Genomic DNA, 22,513 nt, shown 5'->3' on the forward strand with positions numbered 1-22,513 from the left:
GGCATTGCCCCGCGCCATGACGCGCCAGCCTTCCCGCTCTTTTCAGGACATGATCCTCGCGCTGCACGATTTCTGGAGTGCGCAGGGCTGCCTGATCCTCCAGCCTTACGATATGCGGATGGGGGCGGGCACCTTCCATCCCGCCACCACCTTGCGCGCGCTGGGCCCTGAACCGTGGAACGCCGCCTTCGTCCAGCCGTGCCGGCGGCCGACAGACGGGCGCTACGGCGAAAATCCCAACCGGCTTCAGCATTATTACCAATATCAGGTAATCCTGAAGCCGAGCCCGCCCGATATCCAGCAGCTCTATCTCGACAGCCTCGGCGTGATCGGGATTGATCCGCTCAAGCACGATATCCGCTTCGTGGAAGATGATTGGGAAAGCCCGACGCTGGGCGCGTGGGGGCTGGGCTGGGAGGTCTGGTGCGACGGGATGGAGGTGACGCAGTTCACCTATTTCCAGCAGATGGGCGGGTTCGACTGCAAGCCGGTGGCGGGCGAATTGACCTACGGGCTGGAACGGCTGGCGATGTATATCCAGGGCGTCGACAATGTGTACGAACTCGACTTTAACGGGCGCGGCGTGACCTATGGCGACGTGTTCCTCGAAAACGAGCGGCAGATGTCGCGCTGGAACTTCGAGGTGGCCGATACCGAAACCCTGTTCGACCTGTTCCGCAAGACGGTGGCCGAGTGCGAGAATTGCCTCGCCGCGGGCCTGCCGATCCCGGGCTACGAGCAGGCGATCGAGGCGAGCCATGTCTTCAACCTGCTGCAGGCGCGCGGGGTGATCAGCGTGCAGGAACGGGCCAGCTATATGGGCCGGGTGCGCGACCTCGCCCGGGGCAGCTGCGAAGCCCACATGGCCAAGGAGCGCGAGGGCTGGTCCGAACGCTTCCCGGAGTGGGCGGCATGAGCGACTTCCTGCTCGAACTGCGCTCCGAAGAAATCCCGGCGCGGATGCAGGCCGGCGCGCGCGCCGAGCTGGAGCGATTGTTCCGCCGTGAGTTGGACGCGGCCGGAATCCTTCGACAGGCTCAGGATGAGCGTGCGCTCGACATCACCGTCTGGTCCACCCCGCGCCGGCTGGCGCTGATTGCGCGTGGGCTGCCAGAAGCGACGCAAGCGGTGAGCGAAGAGGCCAAGGGTCCGCCCGAGGGCGCACCCGATGCCGCGCTCGACGGGTACTGCCGCAAGAACGGCGTCACCCGCGATCAGCTCACCTTGCGCGATGTGAAGGGCCGGGCGACTTGGTTCGCCGTGATCAACAAACCGGGCCGCGCAACGCGCGATGTGCTGGCCGAGGCGATCCCGGCGATCATCCGCGATTTAGCCTGGCCCAAATCGATGCGCTGGGGGGCGGCCTCGCTCTCGACCGAATCCCCGCGCTGGGTGCGGCCGCTGTCGGGCATTGTCGCGCTGCTGGGCGGCGACATCGTTCATTTCAGTGTGGCGGGTATCGCCAGCGGCGCGGAAACGCTGGGGCACCGCTTCCATCATCCGGGCCCGATCACCATCGGCGGTGCGGATGATTACGCCGAAAAGCTGCGCGCCTGCCATGTGATCGTCGACCATCAGGAGCGTGAGGCGCTGATCCGCGAAGGTGCCGCACGGGTTGCCGCCGAAGCCGAGCTGACGCTGATCGCGGATGACGGGCTGGTGGTGGAAAATGCCGGGCTCACCGAATGGCCGGTGCCACTGCTTGGCCGGTTTGACGAGGCGTTCCTCGAAGTGCCGGCCGAGGTGATACAGCTCACCGCGCGGGTGAACCAGAAATATTTCGTCTGCGAGAATGCCGGCGGTGCGCTCGCCAACGCCTTCGTCTGCACCGCCAACATCGCGGCGAGCGATGGCGGCGCGGCGATTATCGACGGCAACCGCAAGGTGCTCGCCGCCCGCCTGTCCGATGCGCGCTTCTTCTGGGAGCAGGACCGCAAGAAGACGCTGGCCGAACACGCCGAGGGGCTGGCGCGGATCACTTTCCACGAAAAGCTGGGCACGGTTGCGGATAAGGCGCAGCGCGTAGCCAAGCTCGCGCGGTGGCTGGTTGAGGAAGGGATAGTCGGGGGTTCAAGCCTCTCCTCCGCTACCATCCCCGCTCGCCCTGAGCTTGTCGAAGGGCGCGAAGGCGCAGCTTTGCATGATGCTTCGGCAAGCTCAGCACAAGCGGGGGTGAGCCGAGCGCAGTTCGCCGACATGGCCGAACAGGCCGCGCTGCTGTGCAAGGCTGACCTCGTCACCGAAATGGTCGGCGAATTCCCCGAACTGCAAGGCCTGATGGGCGGCTACTACGCCCGCGCCGAAGGTCTGCCCGATGCGGTGGCCGACGCCATCCGCGACCATTACAAACCGGTCGGGCAGGGCGACGAAGTGCCGACCGCGCCGGTAACGGTGGCGGTGAGCTTGGCGGATAAGTTGGATACGCTGGTCGGGTTCTTTTTAGTTGGAGAGCAGCCTACTGGATCAAAAGATCCATTTGCTTTGCGGAGAGCCGTAATCGCAGTTCTGCGATTATTATCTGAGAATAGATTACGTTTTACTATGCAGAGCGCAATTTATCAAGCTGCTCGTTGGCTTATTGATCAATCTCCTGGTGACGATGAATACGCTGTGCACTTCCTAATCTATGCACGCGACTTCGAATGGTCAGCGCGGATGATAATGGAGGCTGAAGATATTGCCGATAATATCGCGGCGAGGGGACGGATGGGATATGCCCGCACCAACTGGTATCTTGGCCTCGCCTCATTACCCAATTTCTTCGCCGACCGCCTCAAGGTCCAGCAACGCGAGGCGGGTGTCCGGCATGATCTGATCGACGCGGTGTTTGCGCTGGGCGGTGAGGACGATCTCGTGCGCCTCCTTGCCCGCGTCCATGCGCTGCAAGCCTTCATGGCTACCGGGGACGGCGCGAACCTTCTCGCCGGATACAAGCGCGCGGCCAATATCCTCAAGAAGGAAGGCGGCGCGGCGTCTACGCCAAATGAAAAACCGCTGTCCTACACGCCCGAGCCGGAGGAAAAGGCGCTAATCGATGCGCTCGATGCGGCGGAGCCACAGGCCCGTGCGGCGGTGGAAGCGGAAGACTTCGCCGCGGCAATGGCGGCGCTCGCCAGTCTGCGCGCGCCGATCGACCGGTTCTTTGACAGTGTGACGGTGAACGATCCTGAACCCGCCAAGCGCGCGGCGCGCCTCGCTTTGCTCGCCCGCTTGCGCGATGCGGTGCATCAGGTGGCCGATTTCAGCCGGATCGAGGGCTGAACCGGAAGGTGACACAGCCGGCCTGCATACGCGGCAACAAAGTGTTGCGGGACAGGTGGTTGGCGGCAAGGCAGAGTTTTGCAAAACCCCCCGATCGCTGTCACCTGATGGGGGCCAGGTAAATGGGGGCCATGATGACGCAGACCGTATTCCCGTTCGGGGGCGGCGCCGACCATTCCGACCCGCGCCAGAAGGACAAGGCCGTGGTCGGCGGCAAGGGGGCCAATCTGGCGGAAATGGCGGCAATCGGGCTGCCGGTGCCGCCGGGCTTCACCATCGCGACCGAGGAATGCGTCCGCTATCTCGCCGACGGGGGCGATTTTTCCGCCGCGCTGCGCGATGCGGTGAGCGCGGCGCTGGGCCATATCGAGCGCGCGGTGGGCAAACGGTTCGGCGACGCGGCCGACCCGCTGCTGGTCTCGGTTCGCTCGGGCGCGCGCGTGTCGATGCCCGGCATGATGGACACGGTGCTCAATCTCGGGCTTAACGATGCGACGGTGCTGGGCCTTGCCGCCACGAGCGGCGATGCGCGCTTTGCCTGGGACAGCTATCGCCGGTTCATCCAGATGTATGCCGATGTGGTGCTCGGCGTCGATCATGGGTTGTTCGAAGAAGCGCTCGAAATCGCCAAGGAAGACAAGGGCTTCTACGCCGATACCGAGATGGAGGCGGAAGACTGGCAGGCGCTGGTCGATGACTACAAGGCGATTGTTGTGGCTGAACATGGTGCGCCGTTCCCGCAGGAGCCGAACGAACAATTATGGGGTGCAATCCGCGCGGTGTTCGACAGCTGGGACAGCGACCGGGCGCGGGTCTATCGCCGGCTGAACGACATCCCCGGCGACTGGGGCACCGCGGTCAATGTGCAGGCGATGGTGTTCGGCAATATGGGCGACACCAGCGCCACCGGCGTTGCCTTCACCCGCGACCCGTCAACCGGCGAGCGCGCCTTTTACGGCGAATGGCTAGTGAACGCACAGGGCGAGGATGTCGTTGCCGGCATCCGCACGCCGCAATATCTGACCCGCGCCGCGCGCGAGGCGGCCGGGGCCAAACCCGCCAGCATGGAAGAGGCGATGCCCGCCGCCTATGCCGAGCTCGCGCGCGTATTCGACCTGCTGGAACGCCATTACCGCGATATGCAGGACATCGAATTCACCGTCGAACGCGGGGCCTTGTGGCTGCTCCAGACGCGCAGCGGCAAGCGCACCGCCAAGGCCGCTTTGCGGATGGCGGTGGAGATGGTCGGCGAAGGGCTGATCGACGAGCGCACCGCGCTGCTCCGGCTCGATCCGATGGCGCTCGACCAGTTGCTCCACCCGACGCTCGATCCGGTGGCGCCGCGCGATGTGTTGACCACCGGGCTGCCGGCCTCTCCCGGCGCCGCCTCGGGGCGGATCATGCTCGACGCCGACACCGCCGAGGCATGGGCGGCACGGGGCGAGAAGGTGATCCTCGTGCGGGTCGAAACCAGCCCGGAGGACATTCACGGGATGCACGCCGCCCGCGGCATCCTTACTGCGCGCGGCGGGATGACCAGCCATGCGGCGGTGGTCGCCCGCGGCATGGGCCGCCCGTGCGTGTCTGGTGCGCAAGGGGTGACGATCGACCTTGCCGCCCGCACGCTGCGCATTGGCGGGGCGGCGCTGGCCGAGGGCGACGTCATCACGCTCGACGGGGCGAAAGGACAGGTGATGGCGGGCGAGGTGCGGACCATCGAGCCCGAACTCGCCGGCGACTTCGGCACGGTGATGGAATGGGCCGACCGCCACCGCCGGATGCGGGTGCGGACCAATGCCGAAACGCCGGCCGATTGCCGCATGGCGCGCCAGTTCGGGGCTGAAGGCATCGGCCTGTGCCGTACCGAGCACATGTTCTTCGATGCCGCCCGCATCAGTGCGGTGCGCCAGATGATCCTGGCCGAAGACGAAGCCGGCCGGCGCGCCGCGCTCGCCAAGCTGCTGCCCGAACAGCGTGCCGATTTCCGCGCGATTTTCGAGGTGATGGCCGGGCTGCCGTGCACGATCCGCCTGCTCGATCCGCCGCTGCACGAGTTCCTCCCCACGGCAGAAGCCGACTTTGCCGAGCTGGCTGATGCCACCGGCTACGGGATCGAGCATCTGCGCCGCCGGGCGCAGGAATTGCACGAATTCAACCCCATGCTCGGCCATCGGGGATGCCGATTGGGGATTACCTATCCCGAAATCTACGAGATGCAGGCCCGCGCGATCTTCGAGGCGGCGTGCGCGCTGATCGGTGCCGGCGCCGCGGCGCCCGTGCCGGAAATCATGATCCCGCTGGTCGCCACGCGGCAGGAACTCGCGATCCTGCGCGCGCTGATCGATCGCGTGGCGGCCGAAGTTTTCGCCGAAAGCGGATGCGAAGTCGAATACATCGTCGGCACGATGATCGAATTGCCGCGCGCCGCTCTGATGGCGGGCGAGATCGCCGAGGAGGCGCGGTTCTTCTCGTTCGGTACCAACGATCTGACGCAGACCACGCTCGGCGTCAGCCGCGATGATGCCGCGCGGTTTCTCGGCATCTATGTCGATCGCGGTATTTTCGCCCGCGACCCGTTTGTCAGCCTGGACATCGACGGGGTGGGGCAGCTGGTCGAGCTTGCGGCGGAGCGGGGCCGGGCGGCGCGCGCCGATCTCAAGCTGGGGATTTGCGGCGAACATGGCGGCGATCCGGCCAGCATCGCCTTCTGCGAGGCGGTGGGGCTCGATTATGTCAGCGCCTCGCCCTACCGCGTGCCGATCGCCCGTCTGGCTGCGGCGCAGGCGGCGCTCAGCGCCAGCCGGTGAGGGTCAGCAACTCGAACCTTTCGCTGACACGGCCGCGTTCGTCGGCATCGGCGAGGAACGCCGAGCGGGCCTTGTCCCATTGCTCCCGGGTCAGCGGTGGCGGCGACGAGGCAAGAGCGCCCTGCTGGCCCTGGTCGCGCAGGTCCGTGACCAAGCGGTCGAGCGAGGTGTATGACACGTCGATGCCGTGGCTGTCGCTGACCTGCCGTGAAAAGCCCGTCCGCTGGAGCAGGCCGGCCGCTGCCTTGCTGTCCAGCTGCGGATGGATGCGCGCGGCCGGGCGGTCGCCATCGGCGGCCAGCAAGGCCGCGCGCAACCGGGGCAGGCTGCCCGCGCCAAGACAGGTAAGGATCGCGACCCCCTCCGGCGCCAGCGCGTTGCGGATATGGACCAGTGCGCCAGGCAAATCGTTGACCGTATCGATCAGGCCGATGCTGGCGATCAAATCGAACGGCCCGGCAGGTAGCGGCTGCTCCTCGTCCAGAGTGGCCGGATTGGCTGCGATCACTTCGCCCGGCAGCGCGCCCCCGAGCGCTTCGCTCGCATCGCCCAATATCAGCGAACGTGCCGGCCTGAGCTGCATGAACGCGGCGCGCTCAGCGATGTCAGCGGCCATTTCGCGCAGCAGCCAGCCCGCCGCTGTGCCGGTTTCGCGCTGCGCGATCATCCGGTTCCAGCGAGCCCTGCGGCGATGCGGTGCGAAAATCCGGGGCGGCGCTGCGTTCATTGGCACGACGATGGCGCTGCCGCGCCGCGCTGGCAAGGGGTGGGCCGTGCCGTGAACGGCCTGCGGCACGAAATCGGCAGGGTGCTCGCCCCGGCTGTCGATCTGATCTTTCCGCCCCGCTGCCCCCTCTGCGGCGACAGCATCGCCGCGCAGTCGGGCCTTTGCGCAGCTTGCTGGAGCGAACTTACGCTACCCGGACAGCCCGCCTGCGCGGCGTGCCAGCGCCCTCTGTCGGACAGAATGGCGACGGAGGCGGGCAGCCTGTGCGCGCCATGCCTCGCTAAGCCGCCGCGGCACGCGGGCATCTTTGCGGGCACGTTGTACGACGACGCCTCGCGCCGCATCGTGCTGGCCTACAAGCATGGCCGCAGGCTTGCGCTGGCCCCGATGATGGGTCGGCTGATCGCAGCGCGGTTGGGGCCGCTCGGGCCGGACTGGCTGATCGTTCCCGTGCCGCTCCATCGCTGGAGGCTGTGGCACCGCGGGTTCAACCAGGCCGCGCTGTTGGCACGCGAAGTGCAGCAGCGATGCGGCGGGACGCTGGTGGTGGACGCACTGCTGCGCCAGCGGCGGACCCGTAGCCTGGGTGGGCTCGGCCGCAAGGCGCGGCGCAAGGAACTTGCCGGAGCCATCGCCGTCAACCGGCGGCGCGCCGACAGGATCGCCGGGGCGAATGTGGTCTTGGTGGACGATGTCGTGACCAGCGGCGCCACCACCGATGCCTGTGTCACGGCATTGAAGCACACCGGTGCGCGCGATGTGCGGATTGCCTGCTGGGCGCGGGTGCTCGATCAGCTGTGAGCCGCCAAACGAAACGCCCGGAGCCATCGGCCCCGGGCGCCACGTGACGAAATTGCCGGATCGGCCTCGGCGGCACGGCAGCCTCCCCCCAGACGCTGCCTCGATCCTAAACCATCGCCGTGCACGCGATCTTGACCGCGCTGCACTCCCTGAACCCCGGCGCTCTTTCGGCACCACAATTCTGGTGAGCACAATCTTCCATCATTCCTACCCGGCGCAAAGCCTGCTCGACTGATCGCGATATTTTTGACTGATGATTGTTGTTATCGTGCAACAAACATTGCATCGGCGGAGGACTGGCAATTCCTCGTACAAGCGGGATCACGATGAGGCGCAACGACCAGCAAGGCGACACGTTCGAACCGCGCTTCGGTGATGATGGACTGCTGACGGCGGTCGTGGTCGATATGGCCGATAACGAGGTGCTTATGGTGGCCCACATGGATCGGGAGGCACTGCAGGCCACGCGCGACACCGGATTTGCCCATTTCCATTCCCGCAGCCGCGGGCGGTTGTGGATGAAGGGGGAAAGTTCCGGAAACCGCCTGACCGTGCGTCAGATCCGTGTCGATTGCGATCAGGATGCGCTGTTACTGCTCTGTGAACCGGCCGGCCCCACCTGCCATACAGGCGCGCGGTCGTGTTTCTATCGGCAGGTGGCGGGCGACGTGCTGACGTCGCTCGACGATTGACGCTTACGTAAGCTGCGGCTATGTCGGGGTGATGCCCAGCAGCCCCTCTTTGACCGCCGCTCACGCGGGGGCGCATATCGACCGGCCGGACAAGCTGGAGCGCGAGCAATATACGATTTCCGACCTGACGGAAGAATTCGACTGCACAGCACGCGCGCTGAGATTTTACGAAGATGAAGGGCTGATCGCGCCCCGCCGCGAGGGATTGTCGCGGATTTATTCAAAGCGTGATCGTGCGCGGCTTGCGTGGATCATGCGGGCCAAGAATGTCGGTTTCAGCCTGACCGAAATCCGCGAGATGATCGACCTCTATGATCTGGGCGACGGCCGGGTCGAACAGCGCCGCGTCACGGTCGAGAAATGCCGTGCCCACGTCGCCAAGCTCAAGCGGCAGCGGGCGGATATCGATTCGTCGATTCACGACCTAACCGCCTTCATCAAACAGATCGAACAACTGGACAGCTGACTCCGCCGCTGGCCAGTAACCTTTACAACCCTGTCCGAGGATTGAACGATGCCCACCTATACCGCTCCCGCCCGCGATGCCCGCTTCATCCTCAACGAGGTGCTGGATGTCGCGAGCTATAACAACCTGCCGGGGTTTGAGGCGGCTACCGAGGACATGGTCGATACGGTTATCTCCGAAGCCGGCCGTTTCTGCGCGGAGGTGCTCCAGCCCATCAATGCGGCTGGCGACCACGAGGGTTGTACGCGCCACCCTGATGGCACTGTTACCACGCCGGCCGGATTCAAGGACGCGTTCAACCAGTACCGGGAAGCGGGCTGGGGGACATTGACCGCGCCCGAGGAGTTCGGCGGCCAGGGTTTGCCGCACGTGCTGGGCACCGTCATCGAGGAGTTTGTTTCGGCGTCCAACCAGGCGTTCGGAATGTATCCCGGTCTTGCCCACGGGGCGACAGCGGCGATCCTTGCTGCCGGCACGCAGGAACAGAAAGAGCGGTTCGTGCCCAAGATGGTGGCGCATGAATGGCTCGGCACGATGAACCTGACAGAGCCACAATGTGGCACCGATCTCGGCCTCATCCGCACCAAGGCGGAGCCGAAGGGTGATGGCAGCTACGCGATCACCGGCACCAAGATTTTCATTTCTGCCGGCGAACACGATCTGACCGACCAGATCATTCATCTCGTGCTCGCCAAGACTCCGGGCGCGCCGGACAGTTCCAAGGGCATCTCGCTGTTCATCGTGCCCAAGTACCTCATCAACGAGGATGGCTCGCTGGGTGAACGCAATGGCGTCTCGTGCGGTTCGATCGAAGAGAAGATGGGCATTCACGGCAATGCCACTTGCGTGCTCAATTACGATGGCGCGACCGGGTGGATGCTGGGCGAGGAGAACAAGGGCCTCGCCGCGATGTTCGTGATGATGAACGCCGCGCGTCTCGGGGTCGGCATTCAGGGCCTCGCGCAGGCCGAAGTCGCCTATCAGAACGCGGTCGCCTATGCGCTCGATCGCCGGCAGGGCCGCGCGCTGACCGGCCCGGCAGAGCCCGAAGCCAAGGCCGATCCGATCATCGTGCATGCCGATGTGCGGCGCATGCTGATGGACGCCAAGGCGTTCAACGAAGGGATGCGGGCGCTGTGCCTGTGGGGCGCGTTGCAAGTGGATCTGACGCACAAGGCGCAGAGCGCCGAGGAGCGCGAAGCGGCCGACCTGATCATCAGCCTGATGACGCCGGTGATCAAGGGATACGGCACGGACAAGGGCTTCGACACCGCGGTCAATATGCAGCAGGTCTTTGGCGGGCACGGCTATATCCGCGAGTGGGGTATGGAGCAGTTCGTCCGCGATGCGCGCATCGCCCAGATCTACGAAGGCACCAACGGCATCCAGGCGATGGATCTGTGCGGCCGCAAGCTTGCGCGCGATGGCGGCAAGGCGATTCAGGCGTTCTTCGCGCTGATCGATGGCGAGATCGCGGAGGCGAAAGGCGTGGCCGAGCTGGCCGATTTTGCCGAGCGCCTGGAAAAGGCGGTGGGCGAACAGAAGGCGGCGACCATGTGGTTCATGCAGAATGCGATGGCCAACCCGAACCATCTGGGGGCCGGCGCCCACCATTATATGCACATCATGGGCATCGTCTCGCTCGGCCTGATGTGGCTGCGGATGGCCAAGGTCGCCCAGGAGAAGCTGGCCGCTGGCGCTGGCGATGCCGATTTCTACCGCGGCAAGCTGACCACGGCGCGCTATTATGCCGAACGCTTCCTGCCCGATACCGGGGCACTGCGCCGCAAGCTCGAAGCCGGGGCCGAGGCGATGATGGCGCTGGAGCCTGAAGCCTTCGCCACCGCCGCCTGAAGGCGCACGGGCGGGCTCTGGTTAACCGGGCCCGCCTCGCCTAGCTTGGCGGGCAAACTGGGCAGGGGGCGGGGCGGTCGGGCCAGGAAATCGGGGCGGCAGGCTTTACCGAAGCGGACCACCGGGCGTTCGTTGCGCGCCTCCACGAAGAGACCGCCCTGCTGATCGACCATGACCGGCGGGGCCGCTTTTCGCACAAGGCGGCGCCCGGATCGGATTTGAACTCGAAGCCTGGCTGATCGATCGCCATTGCTTCCCGGCACCGCACAATCAGAGCTTCCTGACGCGGCTGGCCGATCATTTGGTGGTGGCTGAGCTGTCTCGGTTCAATATCGAGATCAATGGCACGCCGCAGCCGCTGGCCGGCGACGGTCTGCGGCTGATGGAACAGCAAGCGGACGCCACGTTTCGCCGCTGCGTGGCCAACGCGCATGACGATGTCGATACGGTCGTCGCAATCGGCACGCTGCCGACCTTGCGCGACAGCGACCTGTCGCTCGAGCAGATGACGCCGAGCAACCGCTATTACGCGCTGAATCGCGAGACGATGCGCGCGCGGGGCGATGCGCCGCTGGTGATGGAGATCGACAGCGCGATAGCGGGCGGCACTGCCCTGCTCAGCGCGCCGCTGCTGACGCTGGGCGCGAATTCCCCGTTCCTGTTCGGCCACGCGCTTTGGCACGAGACGCGCGTGCCGTTGTTCGATCTTGCGCTGGGTGCGCCCGCTGATCGGGTTTGCCGGGGATGGCCGGCCGCACTGGAGGATCGAGCAGCGCGTGCTGCCGGCGGGGCCGACTGTGATCGATATGTTTGCCAATGCAGCGCTGTATTACGGCGCGGTCCATATGCTGGCGCGCGAACGCGGACCCGCCGAGGCGCGGCTCCCGTTCGACATTGCCAAGGCCAATTTCTACGCGGCCGCCCGGCACGGGATGGACGCCAGCATCGCATGGTTTGGCGGCGAAGAGCGACCCGTCCGCGGGGTAATCGACGAACTGTGCACGACCGCGCGCGACGGGCTGGAGCGGCACGGCGTCGAAAACTCGCTGATCGACCGCTATCTCGATATCGTCGCCTCGCGCACAGCCAGCGGGCGCAATGGCGCAGCCTGGCAGCTGGCGCATCATCGGCGCCACGGCGATCTGTTCAGGCTGACGGCGGATTATCTCGAGCACCAACGCTCGGGGATGCCGGTTCACCAGTGGCCGGTATAAGCACCTCGTCGAGCATGGATAGCATGGCCTGCCAACTCTGCCGGTCGGCGCTGGCGTTGTAAGCGATGCGACCGTCCGCCGGGGAGGGGTAGGGGTTGGTAAAGCCGTGCGGCACCCCGCTGTAGGCGTGGAAGTGCCAGTCGGCGCCGGCACGATCCATCTCCTCCCAGAACGCCAGGACGGCCGGGCGAGGGACAAGCGCGTCGGCATCGCCATGGCAGACGAGAATACGTGTCTGAATTGCACCCGGCTGCGCGGGAAGGTCAGTATCCAGCAGCCCATGAAAGCTTACGCACAGGAGCACCTCCGCCCCGTCGCGCGCGAGCTCCAGGGCCGCCTGCCCGCCCATGCAGAAGCCAATTGCTGCCATGGGTAGGTCGGGCGCGAGAGAGCGGCCAAACTGCTCGGCCGCGCGCAATCGCCGCCGATAGGCTACCGGGTTGGTGCGCAGCCCGGTCGCGAGGCGCTTCGCGGCGTCCAAATCCTCCGGCTGCGCACCATAAAGATCGCACAGTATGGCAAGGTAGCCTGCCTCGGCCAGGCGGGCGGCCTTTTCTTCGACGGCTTTGGTCGCATTCATGATCGTGGGGAACACCAGCACGGCTGTGCGCGGCGGACCGGCAGGATGCCACACCTCTGCGGTGAGCGCGGTTTCGCCATCCATGTAGCTGTGCGTTCCCCCCGCCATCATGCCTCCGGCAGGAAATCCGGCACTGACAGATACCGTTCGCCGGTGTCGTAATTGAAGCCCAGCACGCGGCTTCCGGCTGCCAGATCGGGTAGCTTGCGCGCGATCGCAGCAAGCGTGGCGCCGCTCGAAATCCCGACCAGCAATCCCTCTTCCCGAGCGGAGCGGCGGGCCATCTCCTTGGCCTCGTCAGCACCGACCTGGATCGCGCCGTCAATCGCTTGCGTATGGAGGTTGCCGGGAAGGAACCCGGCCCCGATGCCCTGGATCGGGTGGGGACCTGGCTGTCCGCCCGAAATGACCGGTGAGAGTTCAGGCTCCACAGCGAAGGCTTGCATCTGCGGCCAGGCTTTCTTGAGCGTTTCGGCACAGCCGGTAAGATGCCCGCCTGTGCCGACGCCGGTGATGAGCGCGTCGATTGGCATATCGGCGAAATCGGTCAGGATCTCCAGCGCGGTGGTCTGACGGTGAATTTCAACATTGGCTGCGTTTTCAAACTGTTGCGGGATCCACGCGCCGGGCGTTTCGGCGGCCAGTTCCTGCGCGCGCTCGATCGCGCCCTTCATGCCTTTTTCGCGCGGGGTGAGATCAAAGCTGGCGCCATAGGCCAGCATCAACCGGCGCCGTTCGAGCGACATACTTTCGGGCATGACCAGCACCAGCCGGTATCCCTTGACCGCCGCCACCATGGCCAACCCGACGCCGGTATTGCCGCTGGTCGGCTCGATAATGGTTCCGCCCGGCTGCAACCTTCCGTCGCGTTCGGCGGCCTCGACCATCGCCAGCGCGATGCGGTCTTTGATCGAGCCGCCGGGATTGGCACGTTCGCTTTTTACCCAAACCTCGTGATCGGGGAACAGGCGCGCGAGGCGGATGTGCGGTGTGCCGCCAATGGTTTCGAGGACGGACTGGACTTTCATGCTGGATCCCTTTCCCTGTCTTGTTCGGGCAAAGCGTTATACTGAACGGCAAAGGTTCGCGCGCGGCGAAGTTCCGGGAAAATCGCCGCCCACATCGCGGTGATCACCACAGCGCCGACACCGCCGACGGCGACCGCCGCAGTCGCCCCCATGATCGCCGCGAAGGCACCGGCGCGCATTTCGCCCAGTTCGTTGGAAGCCGATATCGCGAGGCCGGAGATGGCCGAGACGCGGCCGCGCATCTGGTCGGGCGTGTAGAGTTGCACCAGCGAGGAGCGGATGAACACGCTGACCATATCGGCCGCGCCCAGAAATGCCAGCAGCGCCAACGACAGGGCGAAATTGCGCGACAGGGCAAAGGCGACGGTGGCCGCGCCGAAGCCTGCGACAGCCCACAGCATCTTCACGCCGACATTGTTCTCGAGCGGACGCCAGGCGAGCCATGCGGCCACCACCGCGGCGCCAAGGGCCGTCGCGCCGCGCATCAGGCCAAGCCCCTCGGGACCGACATGGAGGATGTCGCGGGCAAAGACCGGCAGCATGGCGGTCGCCCCGCCGAGCAGCACGGCGAACAGGTCGAGCGTGATGCAACCGAGCAGAAACCGCTCGCGGCGGACAAAGCGGAACCCATCGACGATCTGCTGCCACGGGCGCACCGGCGGCCCCTCGTGTACGGCGCGTACCGGGCGGATCATCGCCACCAGAGCCGCCGACACGATCAGCAGCACGGCCGATGCGGCGTGGGGCAGGGCTGGGCTCAGCGCGAACAGCAGCCCGCCTGCGGCCGGGCCGATCATCGATCCCGACTGCCAGGCCATCGAACTCAGCGCGATCGCTCGCGGCAGCAGAGGGGCGGGCACGATATTGGGCGCGATCGCCGACAGCGCCGGGCCATTGAACACCCGCGCCGCGCCATGCGCTGCGGCGAGCGCAAACAGGATGGGAAGGGTCAGCGCCCCCTGCCACGTTAGCAGGGCCAGCAGCGCAGCGATGCAGCAATCGACCGCATTGGCCGCGACGACGACGTGGCGGCGGTCATATTTATCGGCGACCAGGCCGGCCACCGGCGTCAGCATAAACAGCGGCAGAAACTGGACCAGCCCGAGCAGGCCGAGATAGAACGAGCCTTCCGCCTTGCTCATCCCATAATCGCTGCGCGCGACATCGTAGACCTGGTAGCCCAGCAGCACCACCAGCGAGAGAGTCGCCATCGTGGCCAGAAAGCGCGCCAGCCACAGGCGGCGGTAATCGGCGATCTGGAGGGGTGTGGTCGGTTCGGGCACGTCCCCCGCATGGCAGCGGCGGGAATGGCTGCCAAGCGGCGAGTGCTTGGCCGCCAGCTAGGCGAACTTGTTCCTCAGCGGTGGCGGGTGAGCCGCGGATTGGGCTGCATCGCGGCGATCATCCGATTGAAATCGTCCAATCGGATGATCCGCTCGAACTGAAACCCAGTGCGTTCGATGGCTGTCCAGATGACGTAGGCTTCGATCCGGCCGACCGACGGCAAGCGCACGATCAGCCGGTCGCCGCGCGCATATTCGATCCCGTCATCGGTCATGAACCCATGCGCCGACAGGTTTGCGATATGTAGCGTCACCTCGCCCTTCTGGGCGTGCTCGGCGATCACGGTATGATCGACCGGGTGGCGGGCGGCCCGCCGCAGATCGGTCACGGTAAGTTGTGCGCCTGCGCTCATCGCGCGTTCCTTCCCCAGCAATCCTCGCCTGGAGTTATCGCGGAAAAATCCTGATTTTGCGTTACTCTGTCAGGAGTGCAGCACCGCGTGCTTCTTGCGGCCGAGGCTCAAGCGCGCAGTTTCCCCCGGCGCGATAGCGACCAGATGAGCCGCGTCGGTGACCGCTGCATCGTCCAAGCGAACCGCGCCTTCGGCGACCTTGCGCTTGGCCTCGCCATTGGACGCGGTGAAGCCGAGCGCGGTCAGGATCGCGCCGATGCGCATACCGTTGGCGCCAACTGAGAGGCTCGGCAAATCCTCGCCTGTGCCGCCCTCGGCAAAAGTCTGGGCGGCGGTCGCTGCTGCCGAAACTGACGCCTCTGCGCCACGCACCAGCGCAGTTATCTCGTTGGCAAGGACAATCTTGGCCTGATTGATCTCCGCGCCTTCGAGCGACTCAAGCCGCGCAATCTCGTCCAGCGGCAGATCGGTGAACAGGCGCAAGAACCGGCCAACATCGCGGTCATCGACATTGCGCCAATATTGCCAGAAATCATAAGCCGGCAATTGCGCTTCGTTGAGCCACACGGCGCCCGCCGCGGTCTTGCCCATCTTGGCCCCGTCCGCAGTGGTCAGCAGCGGGGTGGTGAGGCCGAACAGTTCGGCCCCGTCCATCCGCCGGCCAAGTTCCACCCCGTTCACGATATTGCCCCATTGATCGCTGCCGCCCATCTGCAGCCGCGCGCCCATTTCCTGCGCCAGGTGCCGGAAATCATAGCCCTGCAGGATCATGTAGTTGAATTCGAGAAACGTCATTGGCTGCTCGCGTTCGAGCCGCAGGCGGACCGAATCGAAAGTCAGCATCCGGTTAACGGTGAAATGCGTGCCCACTTTCTGCAGCATCTCGATATAGCCGAGCCCGCCCAGCCAGTCCTGATTGTTGACCATCACCGCATCGGTCGGCCCATCGCCAAAGGTCAGCAGCCGGTCAAACACGGTGCGAATGCCGGCGATATTTTCGTCGATCGTCGCATCGGTCAGCATCTTGCGGCTTTCATCGCGCCCGGTCGGGTCGCCGATCCGCGTAGTTCCGCCGCCCATCAGGACGATGGGCTTGTGCCCGGCCTGCTGCAAACGCCGGAGCATCATGATCTGCACAAGGCTGCCGATGTGAAGCGAAGGCGCGGTCGCATCGAAGCCTATATAGCCGGGCACCACCTGCTTTGCGGCCAGTGATTCGAGCCCGGCCGCATCGGTCAGCTGGTGGATATAGCCGCGTTCGTCGAGTACGCGCAGGAGATCGGACTGGTATTGCGACATTGAATTGGCTGCCCCGGCTTGTCTTGGCGCCGCGCGGTTAGCATGGGGGGGCGGCAATGGAAACGCATCAGCTTGTCGCCCATCCCGCTCACCCCCCGCTGGCTGTCAGCGGGGTGGAGGCGCGTGTCATCGGGCGCGACGCCAACTGGCTGCGGCTGCGCTGGCGGGTGGAAGGGGTGGGCCGCCTGATCGTGCCGCCTTTTGCCGGGCGAGGGCGCGAGGACGGGTTGTGGCAGACCACCTGCTTTGAGGCCTTCATGCCCGTTGGGAGCAGTGATTGCGGCTATCTCGAGCTGAACCTGTCCCCGTCCGAGCGATGGAACCTCTATTCCTTCTCGGCCTACCGTGAAGGGATGGCAGAAGCGCCGCTGTTGCGCGAACCCGATTGCACGATGCGGATCGGCAGTTCGTTCGCGATCTTCGATGCGGCGATTCCCTCGTCCGGTCTCCCCATCGCTGGCGAGCTGGGTTTGTGCGCGGTGATCGAGGAGGAGGGCGGGGTCAAAAGCTACTGGGCGCTCGCCCATACCGGCGAGGCACCTGATTTTCACGACCCGGCTTGCTTCACCGCGCGCCTTCCGGCAGCGCGCGCGACATGACCCAGACCCTCTTCGGCATTGACCGGCTGCTATCCGACCCAACGCTGTTGGATGCGCTGAAAGGCCGCCGGGTCGCCTTGGTTGCCCATCCTGCCTCGGCCACGTGCGACCTGACCCACAGCCTCGACGCCCTGATCGCCGCCGGGGTCAACGTCACCAGCGCATTCGGCCCGCAGCATGGGCTGAAGGGCGACAAGCAGGACAATATGGTCGAGACGGCGGACGAGACCGACCCGACCTATGGCATCCCCGTGTTCAGCCTCTATGGCGAAGTGCGGCGGCCCACCGGCCAGATGATGTCGAGCGCCGATGTGTTCCTGTTCGACCTCCAGGATCTCGGTTGCCGCATCTATACCTTCGTCACCACGCTGCTCTATCTGCTGGAGGAGGCTGCGAAGTCGGGCAAGGGGGTGTGGGTACTCGACCGGCCCAATCCCGCCGGGCGCCCGGTCGAAGGGACGCTGCTTGTACCGGGGCAGGAAAGCTTCGTCGGTGCCGCGCCAATGCCGATGCGTCATGGATTGACCATGGGCGAGATGGGGCGCTGGTTTATCGACCATTTCGGCCTCGACGTTGATTACCGTGTGGTGGAAATGGACGGTTGGCAGCCGACGTCCGCGCCTGGTTTCGGTTGGCCGACAGATCGCATCTGGATCAACCCCAGCCCCAATGCCGCCAGCCTCAACATGGCCCGCGCCTATGCCGGCACGGTGATGCTCGAGGGCACCACGCTGAGCGAGGGGCGCGGCACCACCCGCCCGCTTGAAGTGCTGTTCGGCGCGCCCGATGTCGATGCGGCGGCGATCCATGCCGAGATGCGCCGCATCGCGCCGGAGTGGCTGGGGGGTTGTGCAATCCGAGAATGCTGGTTCACGCCAACCTTCCACAAGCACGCGGGTGAATTGTGCCACGGGCTGATGATCCACGCCGAAAGGCCGTTCTACGATCACGCCGCGTTCCGCCCGTGGCGCTTGCAGGCGCTGGCGTTCAAGGCGATCCGCGCGCTATACCCTGCCTATCCGCTGTGGCGCGATTTTGCCTACGAATACGAGTTCGACCGGCTGGCGATCGACGTCATCAATGGCGGCCCGGCGCTGCGGCAATGGGTCGATGACCCGACGGCCGATGCCGGCGCGCTGGAAGCGCGGGCCGGGCCGGATGAAGCGGCATGGCCCGACGCCACGGCCGAGTTTCTACTCTATCGGTGATAATCGCGGGTTGACCTAACCAGCCTTGTAGCCGAGCCTTTCGCCAGCCGAACAATCGGCGCGCATTGAGGGGACAGCGGCAATGGCATCAGCAGCACCGAAGACGCCCGCTGCAAATACCCAGCGCGGTGTCAGGCTGACCCTGTGGCTGCTGCTGATCGTCTATATCTTCAACTTCATCGACCGGCAGATCGTCAACATTCTGGCCGAACCGATCGCGCGCGATCTCGGCCTCAGCGATACGCAGATCGGGCTGATGACGGGTCTTGCCTTCGCGCTGTTCTACACCGCGCTCGGCCTCCCCATCGCGCGCTATGCCGACCGGCCGACGAGCAGCCGGCCACGCATCATTGCTATCGCACTCGCGATATGGTCGTTGATGACAGCGCTGTGCGGCCTGGCGCATAATTTCGTTCAGTTGCTGCTGGCGCGGATCGGGGTTGGCGTAGGGGAGGCGGGCTGCACGCCGCCATCGCACTCGCTGATCAGCGATCTGGTGCCGCCCGAGCGACGCAGTTCGGCGCTGGCCTTTTATGCGCTTGGCATTCCCATCGGCACCTTGCTGGGGATGCTGATCGGGGGGGTATTGGCCGACCTCGTCGGCTGGCGCCGGGCGTTTCTGCTCGTCGGCCTGCCGGGTATAGCCCTCGCGCTGATTGTCACGTGGCTTATGCGCGATCCGCGCCACGACGCATCCAAGGCGCTCGCTGCGACGGGTGTCGCCGGGCCGACCCACGCCCCGCAAATGTCGCTGGGCGAGGCCTTGCGCTCGGTCGCCAGGTCGCGCGCCTTCGTCTTGTTGCTGGTCGCCGGTTCGACGGCCGCCTTCCTAGCTTACGGCAAGACCACCTGGACCGCGATTTTCTTCCAGCGCACCCACGGGATGACACCAGGGGAGGTGGGCTTCTGGTTTGGCGTCGTCAACGGCGCGGCGGGTATCTTCGGTACCTGGCTGGGCGGCTGGCTGGCCGACCGCTTTGGCGCCATCAATCGCCGCCATGTGCTGACCGCTCCAGCCATCGGCATGGCACTCGCCGCGCCGGTGGCATTCCTCGCCTATCAGCAAGCGAGCTGGTGGGCAGCGCTGACGCTGCTGGTCGTTCCGACGATCTGCAACTCACTCTATTACGGTCCGACCTATTCCGCCGCGCAAGGGCTGGTGCCGGTGCGGACGCGGGCGATGGCGTCGGCCATCGTGCTGTTCTTCCAGAACCTCATCGGGCTAGGTCTGGGGCCGTTGTTCTTCGGTATCCTGTCCGATGTCCTGCGCCCGCAATTCGGGGACGAGAGCGTGCGCTACGTGCTTTATGGAGCCGCTTTCCTCGGCTTGATCCCGGCGTTTTTCTTCTGGCGCGCCAGCCTCAGGATGAATGCGGAGCTGGATCGTCACACCTAGCCAGCCCGCGCGCCGGCTGCACCCACTCGACCAGCACGAAGCTGATCAACATCAGCAGGTACCAGCTGCCCAGCTTGGCGAACGAAACCATTTTCCAAACGCCTTCTTGCCCCGGATAGCGCCAGGCATTGGCAAAGGTGGCGATGTTCTCGGCCAGCCAGATGAACAGCGCCACCAAGCCGAAGCCGAGCAGGAGGGGCATCCAGCGATGGTCGCGCCAGTTGCGGAAATAGACACGCGTTCGCCCGAACAGCAGCGCCGTCAGAGCAAACAGCGCAAGGCGGATGTCCAGCGTCCAATGGTGCGCGAAAAAGTTGACGTAGATCGCCGCCGCCAGCAGCCATGTCGTCCAGCGGGGCGGATAATGCGTGAAGCGGAAATCGAAGATCCGCCAGACGCGGGCGATGTAACTGCCGACTGCCGAATACATGAACCCCGAAAACAGCGGCACCGCGCCGATGTGGAGGACGCTGGCTTCCGGATAGGTCCACGAGCCGGCAGCAGTCTTGAACAGTTCCATCACCGTGCCGACAACATGAAAGATCAGGATCACCCGCGCCTCGCGCCAGGTCTCGAGTCTTAGCGCCAGCATTGCGGCCTGAATGCCCAGCGCGGCGAGGGTCAGGAAATCGTAACGGTGGAGCGTGCCCTCCAAGGGGTAATACAGGTGCGTACCGAGCAAGAGCACCAGCAACAGCGCGCCGAACAGGCACGCCCAGGCCTGCTTGAACCCGAACAGCAGGAATTCGTAGAGCCACAGCCGCCAGCCGCTGCCGGGATCGTAAGCCTCCAGAGCGCGGCGAAACCGATAGAAGCGCGAATGCGCGCGGGTTGTTTCAGACATTATTGGCGATGAACGCGATCAGCAGCGCCGCGGGCAGCAGCAAGACCTGCGCGAGTATCGTCCCGGCCAGGCGGCTGAGCGAGATGAGCGTGATCGTACGCCGAAAGGCCGCTTCGCCCACTTTGCCTTCCGCCGCGTCGTCGGTCATCACCGAAAGCTGCGGGTCGATGAAGGCGAACAGCAGGATGGTGGCCACGCCGTTCACCACCGCCGACAATTGCGAGGCGGTAACGCGGAATTCGGGCGCGAGATAACCGGCATAGAGCGAGGCCACCACGCCCACCGCAAGCAGCGACTGGGCGAGGCAGTTGGCTACCAGCACCCCCCAGCCGATGCCCGATCCCTGACCAAGCTGGCGCACATTGCGAATGCCCGGCAACCGCAAGGATCGTCGCACTGCCTTGCGCCCCCGCGCGGTGGCAGCGGCTGTAACCAGGCGGATAGTCGAACGGTCGCGCTGGAACTGGCCAATGGCGGTGCTGAACAGCCGCTGCGCGGTCGGCACGAGCACGATGCCGATCAGCGTCGCGACGCTCGCGGCGGCGAGGACGAGTTGCATGTCGAAGAACAGCTGATCGCCCGTCCCGTCATGCAGCCGCGTTTCGATCCGCTTGGCCAGGAACGGCCCAAGAAACGAGTTCGAGGTCCGCGATAGCAAAACGAGGATATTAAACAGGGCAAAGGACATCGCAATGCGCTTGGTTCGGACCCCGGCAATGCGGGCGGCGTAAGCCAGCGCGCCGATGAGGTTGATTATCGCGGTCAACAGCAGGATCGCGACAAGCGGCGCGTCGATCATATGAGAATGTCCGGTTAAGCGGGATCAGGCGCCGTGTTTCCGGCTCAGCTCGCGCATTGCATCGTCGAGCCCGTCCAGCGTCAGCGGGTACATCCGGTCGTTGACCAGCTGGCGCATGATCTTCGTGCTCTGCGAGTAGCCCCATTGCTTTTCGGGCACGGGATTGAGCCAGACCGTTGCCGGGTAGGTGTTGGCCACCCGCTGTATCCAGATCGCGCCGGCTTCCTCGTTCATGTGTTCCACGCTGCCGCCCGGATGGGTGATTTCGTACGGGCTCATCGCGGCGTCGCCGACGAACACGACCTTGTAATCATGGCCGTATTTATGGAGCACGTCCCAGGTGTTGGTCCGCTCCTGCCAGCGGCGGCGATTGTCCTTCCACACGCCTTCATACAGGCAGTTGTGGAAATAGAAGAATTCGAGATTCTTGAACTCGGCCGTTGCGGCGCTGAACAATTCTTCCACCAGTCGGATGAACGGGTCCATCGATCCGCCGACATCGAGAAACAGCAGCAGCTTGACCGCGTTGTGCCGTTCGGGCCGCATATGGATGTCCAACCAGCCCTGCCGCGCCGTGCCATCGATGGTGGCGTCAAGGTCTAGTTCGTCTGCGGCGCCTTCGCGGGCGAAGCGGCGCAGACGGCGCAGTGCCATTTTGATATTCCGCGTGCCCAGTTCGCGCGTGTTGTCGAGATTGGCGAATTCGCGCTTTTCCCACACTTTAAGCGCGCGCTTATGCTGGCTTTCGCCGCCGATCCGCACCCCTTCAGGATTGTAGCCTGAATTGCCGAACGGGCTGGTGCCACCAGTCCCGATCCATTTGTTGCCGCCCTGATGGCGCTTCTGCTGCTCTTCGAGGCGCTTTTTCAGCGTCTCCATGATCTCGTCCCAAGAGCCGAGCGACTTGATCGCTTCCATTTCCTCCGGCGTGAGGAATTTCTCGGCCACGGCTTTCAGCCAGTCCTCCGGAATATCGACCGGATTCTGCCCATAATCCGTCAGCAGACCTTTAAAGACCTTGTTGAACACCTGATCGAACCGGTCGAGCAGGCCTTCATCTTTCACGAATGTCGCGCGGCTCAGGTAATAGAACGCTTCGGGCGTCTGCTCGATGACATCGCGATCGAGCGCTTCGAGCAGCGTCAGATGTTCCTTGAAGCTGGCAGGGATGCCGGCAGCGCGCAACTCGTCAACGAAATTGAAGAACATGGGCCCACCGTAACCCGCCGGCGCGTACCGCGC

The 22,513-nt window shown here is 65.0% G+C and carries 21 protein-coding genes; 11 read left to right on the top strand and 10 right to left on the bottom strand.

Going from position 1 to position 22,513, the window contains the following annotated elements:
* Positions 1-16 precede the first annotated feature (16 nt).
* From ILT46_RS02820 to ppdK, 3 genes are all read left to right on the top strand, one after another.
* Positions 17-916: a glycine--tRNA ligase subunit alpha gene (locus ILT46_RS02820; protein WP_199503140.1), complete on the top strand. Its 900-nt coding sequence runs from the start codon at positions 17-19 to the stop codon at positions 914-916.
* Complete coding sequence (gene glyS / locus ILT46_RS02825) at positions 913-3,261, top strand: glycine--tRNA ligase subunit beta (RefSeq protein ID WP_199503141.1); 2,349 nt, start codon at positions 913-915, stop codon at positions 3,259-3,261. The genes ILT46_RS02820 and glyS overlap by 4 nt, the downstream gene beginning before the upstream one ends.
* A gap of 134 nt (positions 3,262-3,395) precedes the next feature.
* Entirely contained in the window at positions 3,396-6,068 is a 2,673-nt protein-coding gene (gene ppdK, locus ILT46_RS02830) for a pyruvate, phosphate dikinase (protein ID WP_199503142.1), read from the top strand.
* Here ppdK and ILT46_RS02835 read toward each other — a convergent pair.
* Positions 6,052-6,795 (bottom strand): methyltransferase domain-containing protein, encoded by a 744-nt coding sequence (locus ILT46_RS02835; RefSeq protein WP_199503143.1) that lies wholly within the window; start codon positions 6,793-6,795, stop codon positions 6,052-6,054. The genes ppdK and ILT46_RS02835 overlap by 17 nt on opposite strands.
* Positions 6,796-6,846: 51 nt before the next feature.
* Here ILT46_RS02835 and ILT46_RS02840 point away from each other — a divergent pair, with 51 nt between their 5' ends.
* From ILT46_RS02840 to ILT46_RS02855, 4 genes are all read left to right on the top strand, one after another.
* Positions 6,847-7,596, top strand: a complete 750-nt coding sequence (locus tag ILT46_RS02840) for a double zinc ribbon domain-containing protein (RefSeq protein ID WP_370592305.1) — start codon at positions 6,847-6,849, stop codon at positions 7,594-7,596.
* 326 nt (positions 7,597-7,922) lie between these two features.
* Positions 7,923-8,288, top strand: a complete 366-nt coding sequence (hisI, locus tag ILT46_RS02845; protein ID WP_199503145.1) for a phosphoribosyl-AMP cyclohydrolase — start codon at positions 7,923-7,925, stop codon at positions 8,286-8,288.
* Between the two features lie 31 nt (positions 8,289-8,319).
* Positions 8,320-8,754, top strand: a complete 435-nt coding sequence (locus tag ILT46_RS02850; RefSeq protein ID WP_199503146.1) for a MerR family transcriptional regulator — start codon at positions 8,320-8,322, stop codon at positions 8,752-8,754.
* Positions 8,755-8,802: 48 nt separating this feature from the next.
* Entirely contained in the window at positions 8,803-10,608 is a 1,806-nt protein-coding gene (locus tag ILT46_RS02855) for an acyl-CoA dehydrogenase C-terminal domain-containing protein (RefSeq protein WP_199503147.1), read from the top strand.
* Positions 10,609-10,648: 40 nt separating this feature from the next.
* Here ILT46_RS02855 and ILT46_RS02860 read toward each other — a convergent pair whose 3' ends face one another.
* Positions 10,649-11,278 carry a hypothetical protein gene (locus ILT46_RS02860; RefSeq protein WP_199503148.1) on the bottom strand — a complete coding sequence of 210 codons (630 nt, stop codon included), beginning with the start codon at positions 11,276-11,278 and terminating at the stop codon, positions 10,649-10,651.
* A gap of 46 nt (positions 11,279-11,324) precedes the next feature.
* Here ILT46_RS02860 and ILT46_RS02865 point away from each other — a divergent pair, with 46 nt between their 5' ends.
* The gene (locus tag ILT46_RS02865; protein WP_199503149.1) at positions 11,325-11,822 is read left to right on the top strand and encodes a hypothetical protein; all 498 of its coding nucleotides are present in this window, start codon (positions 11,325-11,327) and stop codon (positions 11,820-11,822) included.
* Here ILT46_RS02865 and ILT46_RS02870 read toward each other — a convergent pair.
* From ILT46_RS02870 to tyrS, 5 genes are all read right to left on the bottom strand, one after another.
* Positions 11,755-12,486, bottom strand: a complete 732-nt coding sequence (locus ILT46_RS02870) for a dienelactone hydrolase family protein (RefSeq protein WP_233396963.1) — start codon at positions 12,484-12,486, stop codon at positions 11,755-11,757. The genes ILT46_RS02865 and ILT46_RS02870 overlap by 68 nt on opposite strands.
* 23 nt (positions 12,487-12,509) lie before the next feature.
* Positions 12,510-13,430 carry a cysteine synthase A gene (gene cysK, locus ILT46_RS02875; protein ID WP_199503151.1) on the bottom strand — a complete coding sequence of 307 codons (921 nt, stop codon included), beginning with the start codon at positions 13,428-13,430 and terminating at the stop codon, positions 12,510-12,512.
* The gene (locus ILT46_RS02880) at positions 13,427-14,713 is read right to left on the bottom strand and encodes an MFS transporter (protein WP_199503152.1); all 1,287 of its coding nucleotides are present in this window, start codon (positions 14,711-14,713) and stop codon (positions 13,427-13,429) included. The genes cysK and ILT46_RS02880 overlap by 4 nt, the downstream gene beginning before the upstream one ends.
* A 74-nt stretch (positions 14,714-14,787) precedes the next feature.
* Positions 14,788-15,126, bottom strand: a complete 339-nt coding sequence (locus ILT46_RS02885) for a PilZ domain-containing protein (RefSeq protein WP_199503153.1) — start codon at positions 15,124-15,126, stop codon at positions 14,788-14,790.
* 69 nt (positions 15,127-15,195) lie between these two features.
* Entirely contained in the window at positions 15,196-16,425 is a 1,230-nt protein-coding gene (gene tyrS, locus ILT46_RS02890; protein ID WP_199503154.1) for a tyrosine--tRNA ligase, read from the bottom strand.
* Between the two features lie 56 nt (positions 16,426-16,481).
* On the opposite strand from tyrS, the gene ILT46_RS02895 reads away from it, so the two are divergent.
* The 3 genes from ILT46_RS02895 (at position 16,482) to ILT46_RS02905 (ending at position 19,628) form a co-directional block, all read left to right on the top strand.
* Positions 16,482-17,024 (top strand): DOMON-like domain-containing protein, encoded by a 543-nt coding sequence (locus tag ILT46_RS02895; protein ID WP_199503155.1) that lies wholly within the window; start codon positions 16,482-16,484, stop codon positions 17,022-17,024.
* Entirely contained in the window at positions 17,021-18,232 is a 1,212-nt protein-coding gene (locus ILT46_RS02900) for an exo-beta-N-acetylmuramidase NamZ family protein (protein WP_199503156.1), read from the top strand. Before ILT46_RS02895 ends, ILT46_RS02900 begins: the two co-directional genes overlap by 4 nt.
* Before the next feature lie 82 nt (positions 18,233-18,314).
* The gene (locus tag ILT46_RS02905; protein ID WP_199503157.1) at positions 18,315-19,628 is read left to right on the top strand and encodes a spinster family MFS transporter; all 1,314 of its coding nucleotides are present in this window, start codon (positions 18,315-18,317) and stop codon (positions 19,626-19,628) included.
* Here the strand turns inward: ILT46_RS02905 and ILT46_RS02910 are convergent.
* From ILT46_RS02910 to ILT46_RS02920, 3 genes are read right to left on the bottom strand one after another with little or no spacing between them, the layout of a single operon-like run.
* Entirely contained in the window at positions 19,594-20,472 is an 879-nt protein-coding gene (locus ILT46_RS02910) for a DUF817 domain-containing protein (protein WP_199503158.1), read from the bottom strand. The two genes, ILT46_RS02905 and ILT46_RS02910, sit on opposite strands and share 35 nt — an antisense overlap.
* The gene (locus ILT46_RS02915; RefSeq protein ID WP_199503159.1) at positions 20,465-21,271 is read right to left on the bottom strand and encodes a lipid II flippase Amj family protein; all 807 of its coding nucleotides are present in this window, start codon (positions 21,269-21,271) and stop codon (positions 20,465-20,467) included. The genes ILT46_RS02910 and ILT46_RS02915 overlap by 8 nt, the downstream gene beginning before the upstream one ends.
* Before the next feature lie 24 nt (positions 21,272-21,295).
* The gene (locus tag ILT46_RS02920) at positions 21,296-22,480 is read right to left on the bottom strand and encodes a vWA domain-containing protein (RefSeq protein WP_199503160.1); all 1,185 of its coding nucleotides are present in this window, start codon (positions 22,478-22,480) and stop codon (positions 21,296-21,298) included.
* Between the last annotated feature and the right edge of the window lie 33 nt (positions 22,481-22,513).

Origin of the sequence: Qipengyuania sp. YIM B01966, from assembly GCF_016461955.1 — a bacterium.
GTDB lineage: Bacteria > Pseudomonadota > Alphaproteobacteria > Sphingomonadales > Sphingomonadaceae > QFOP01.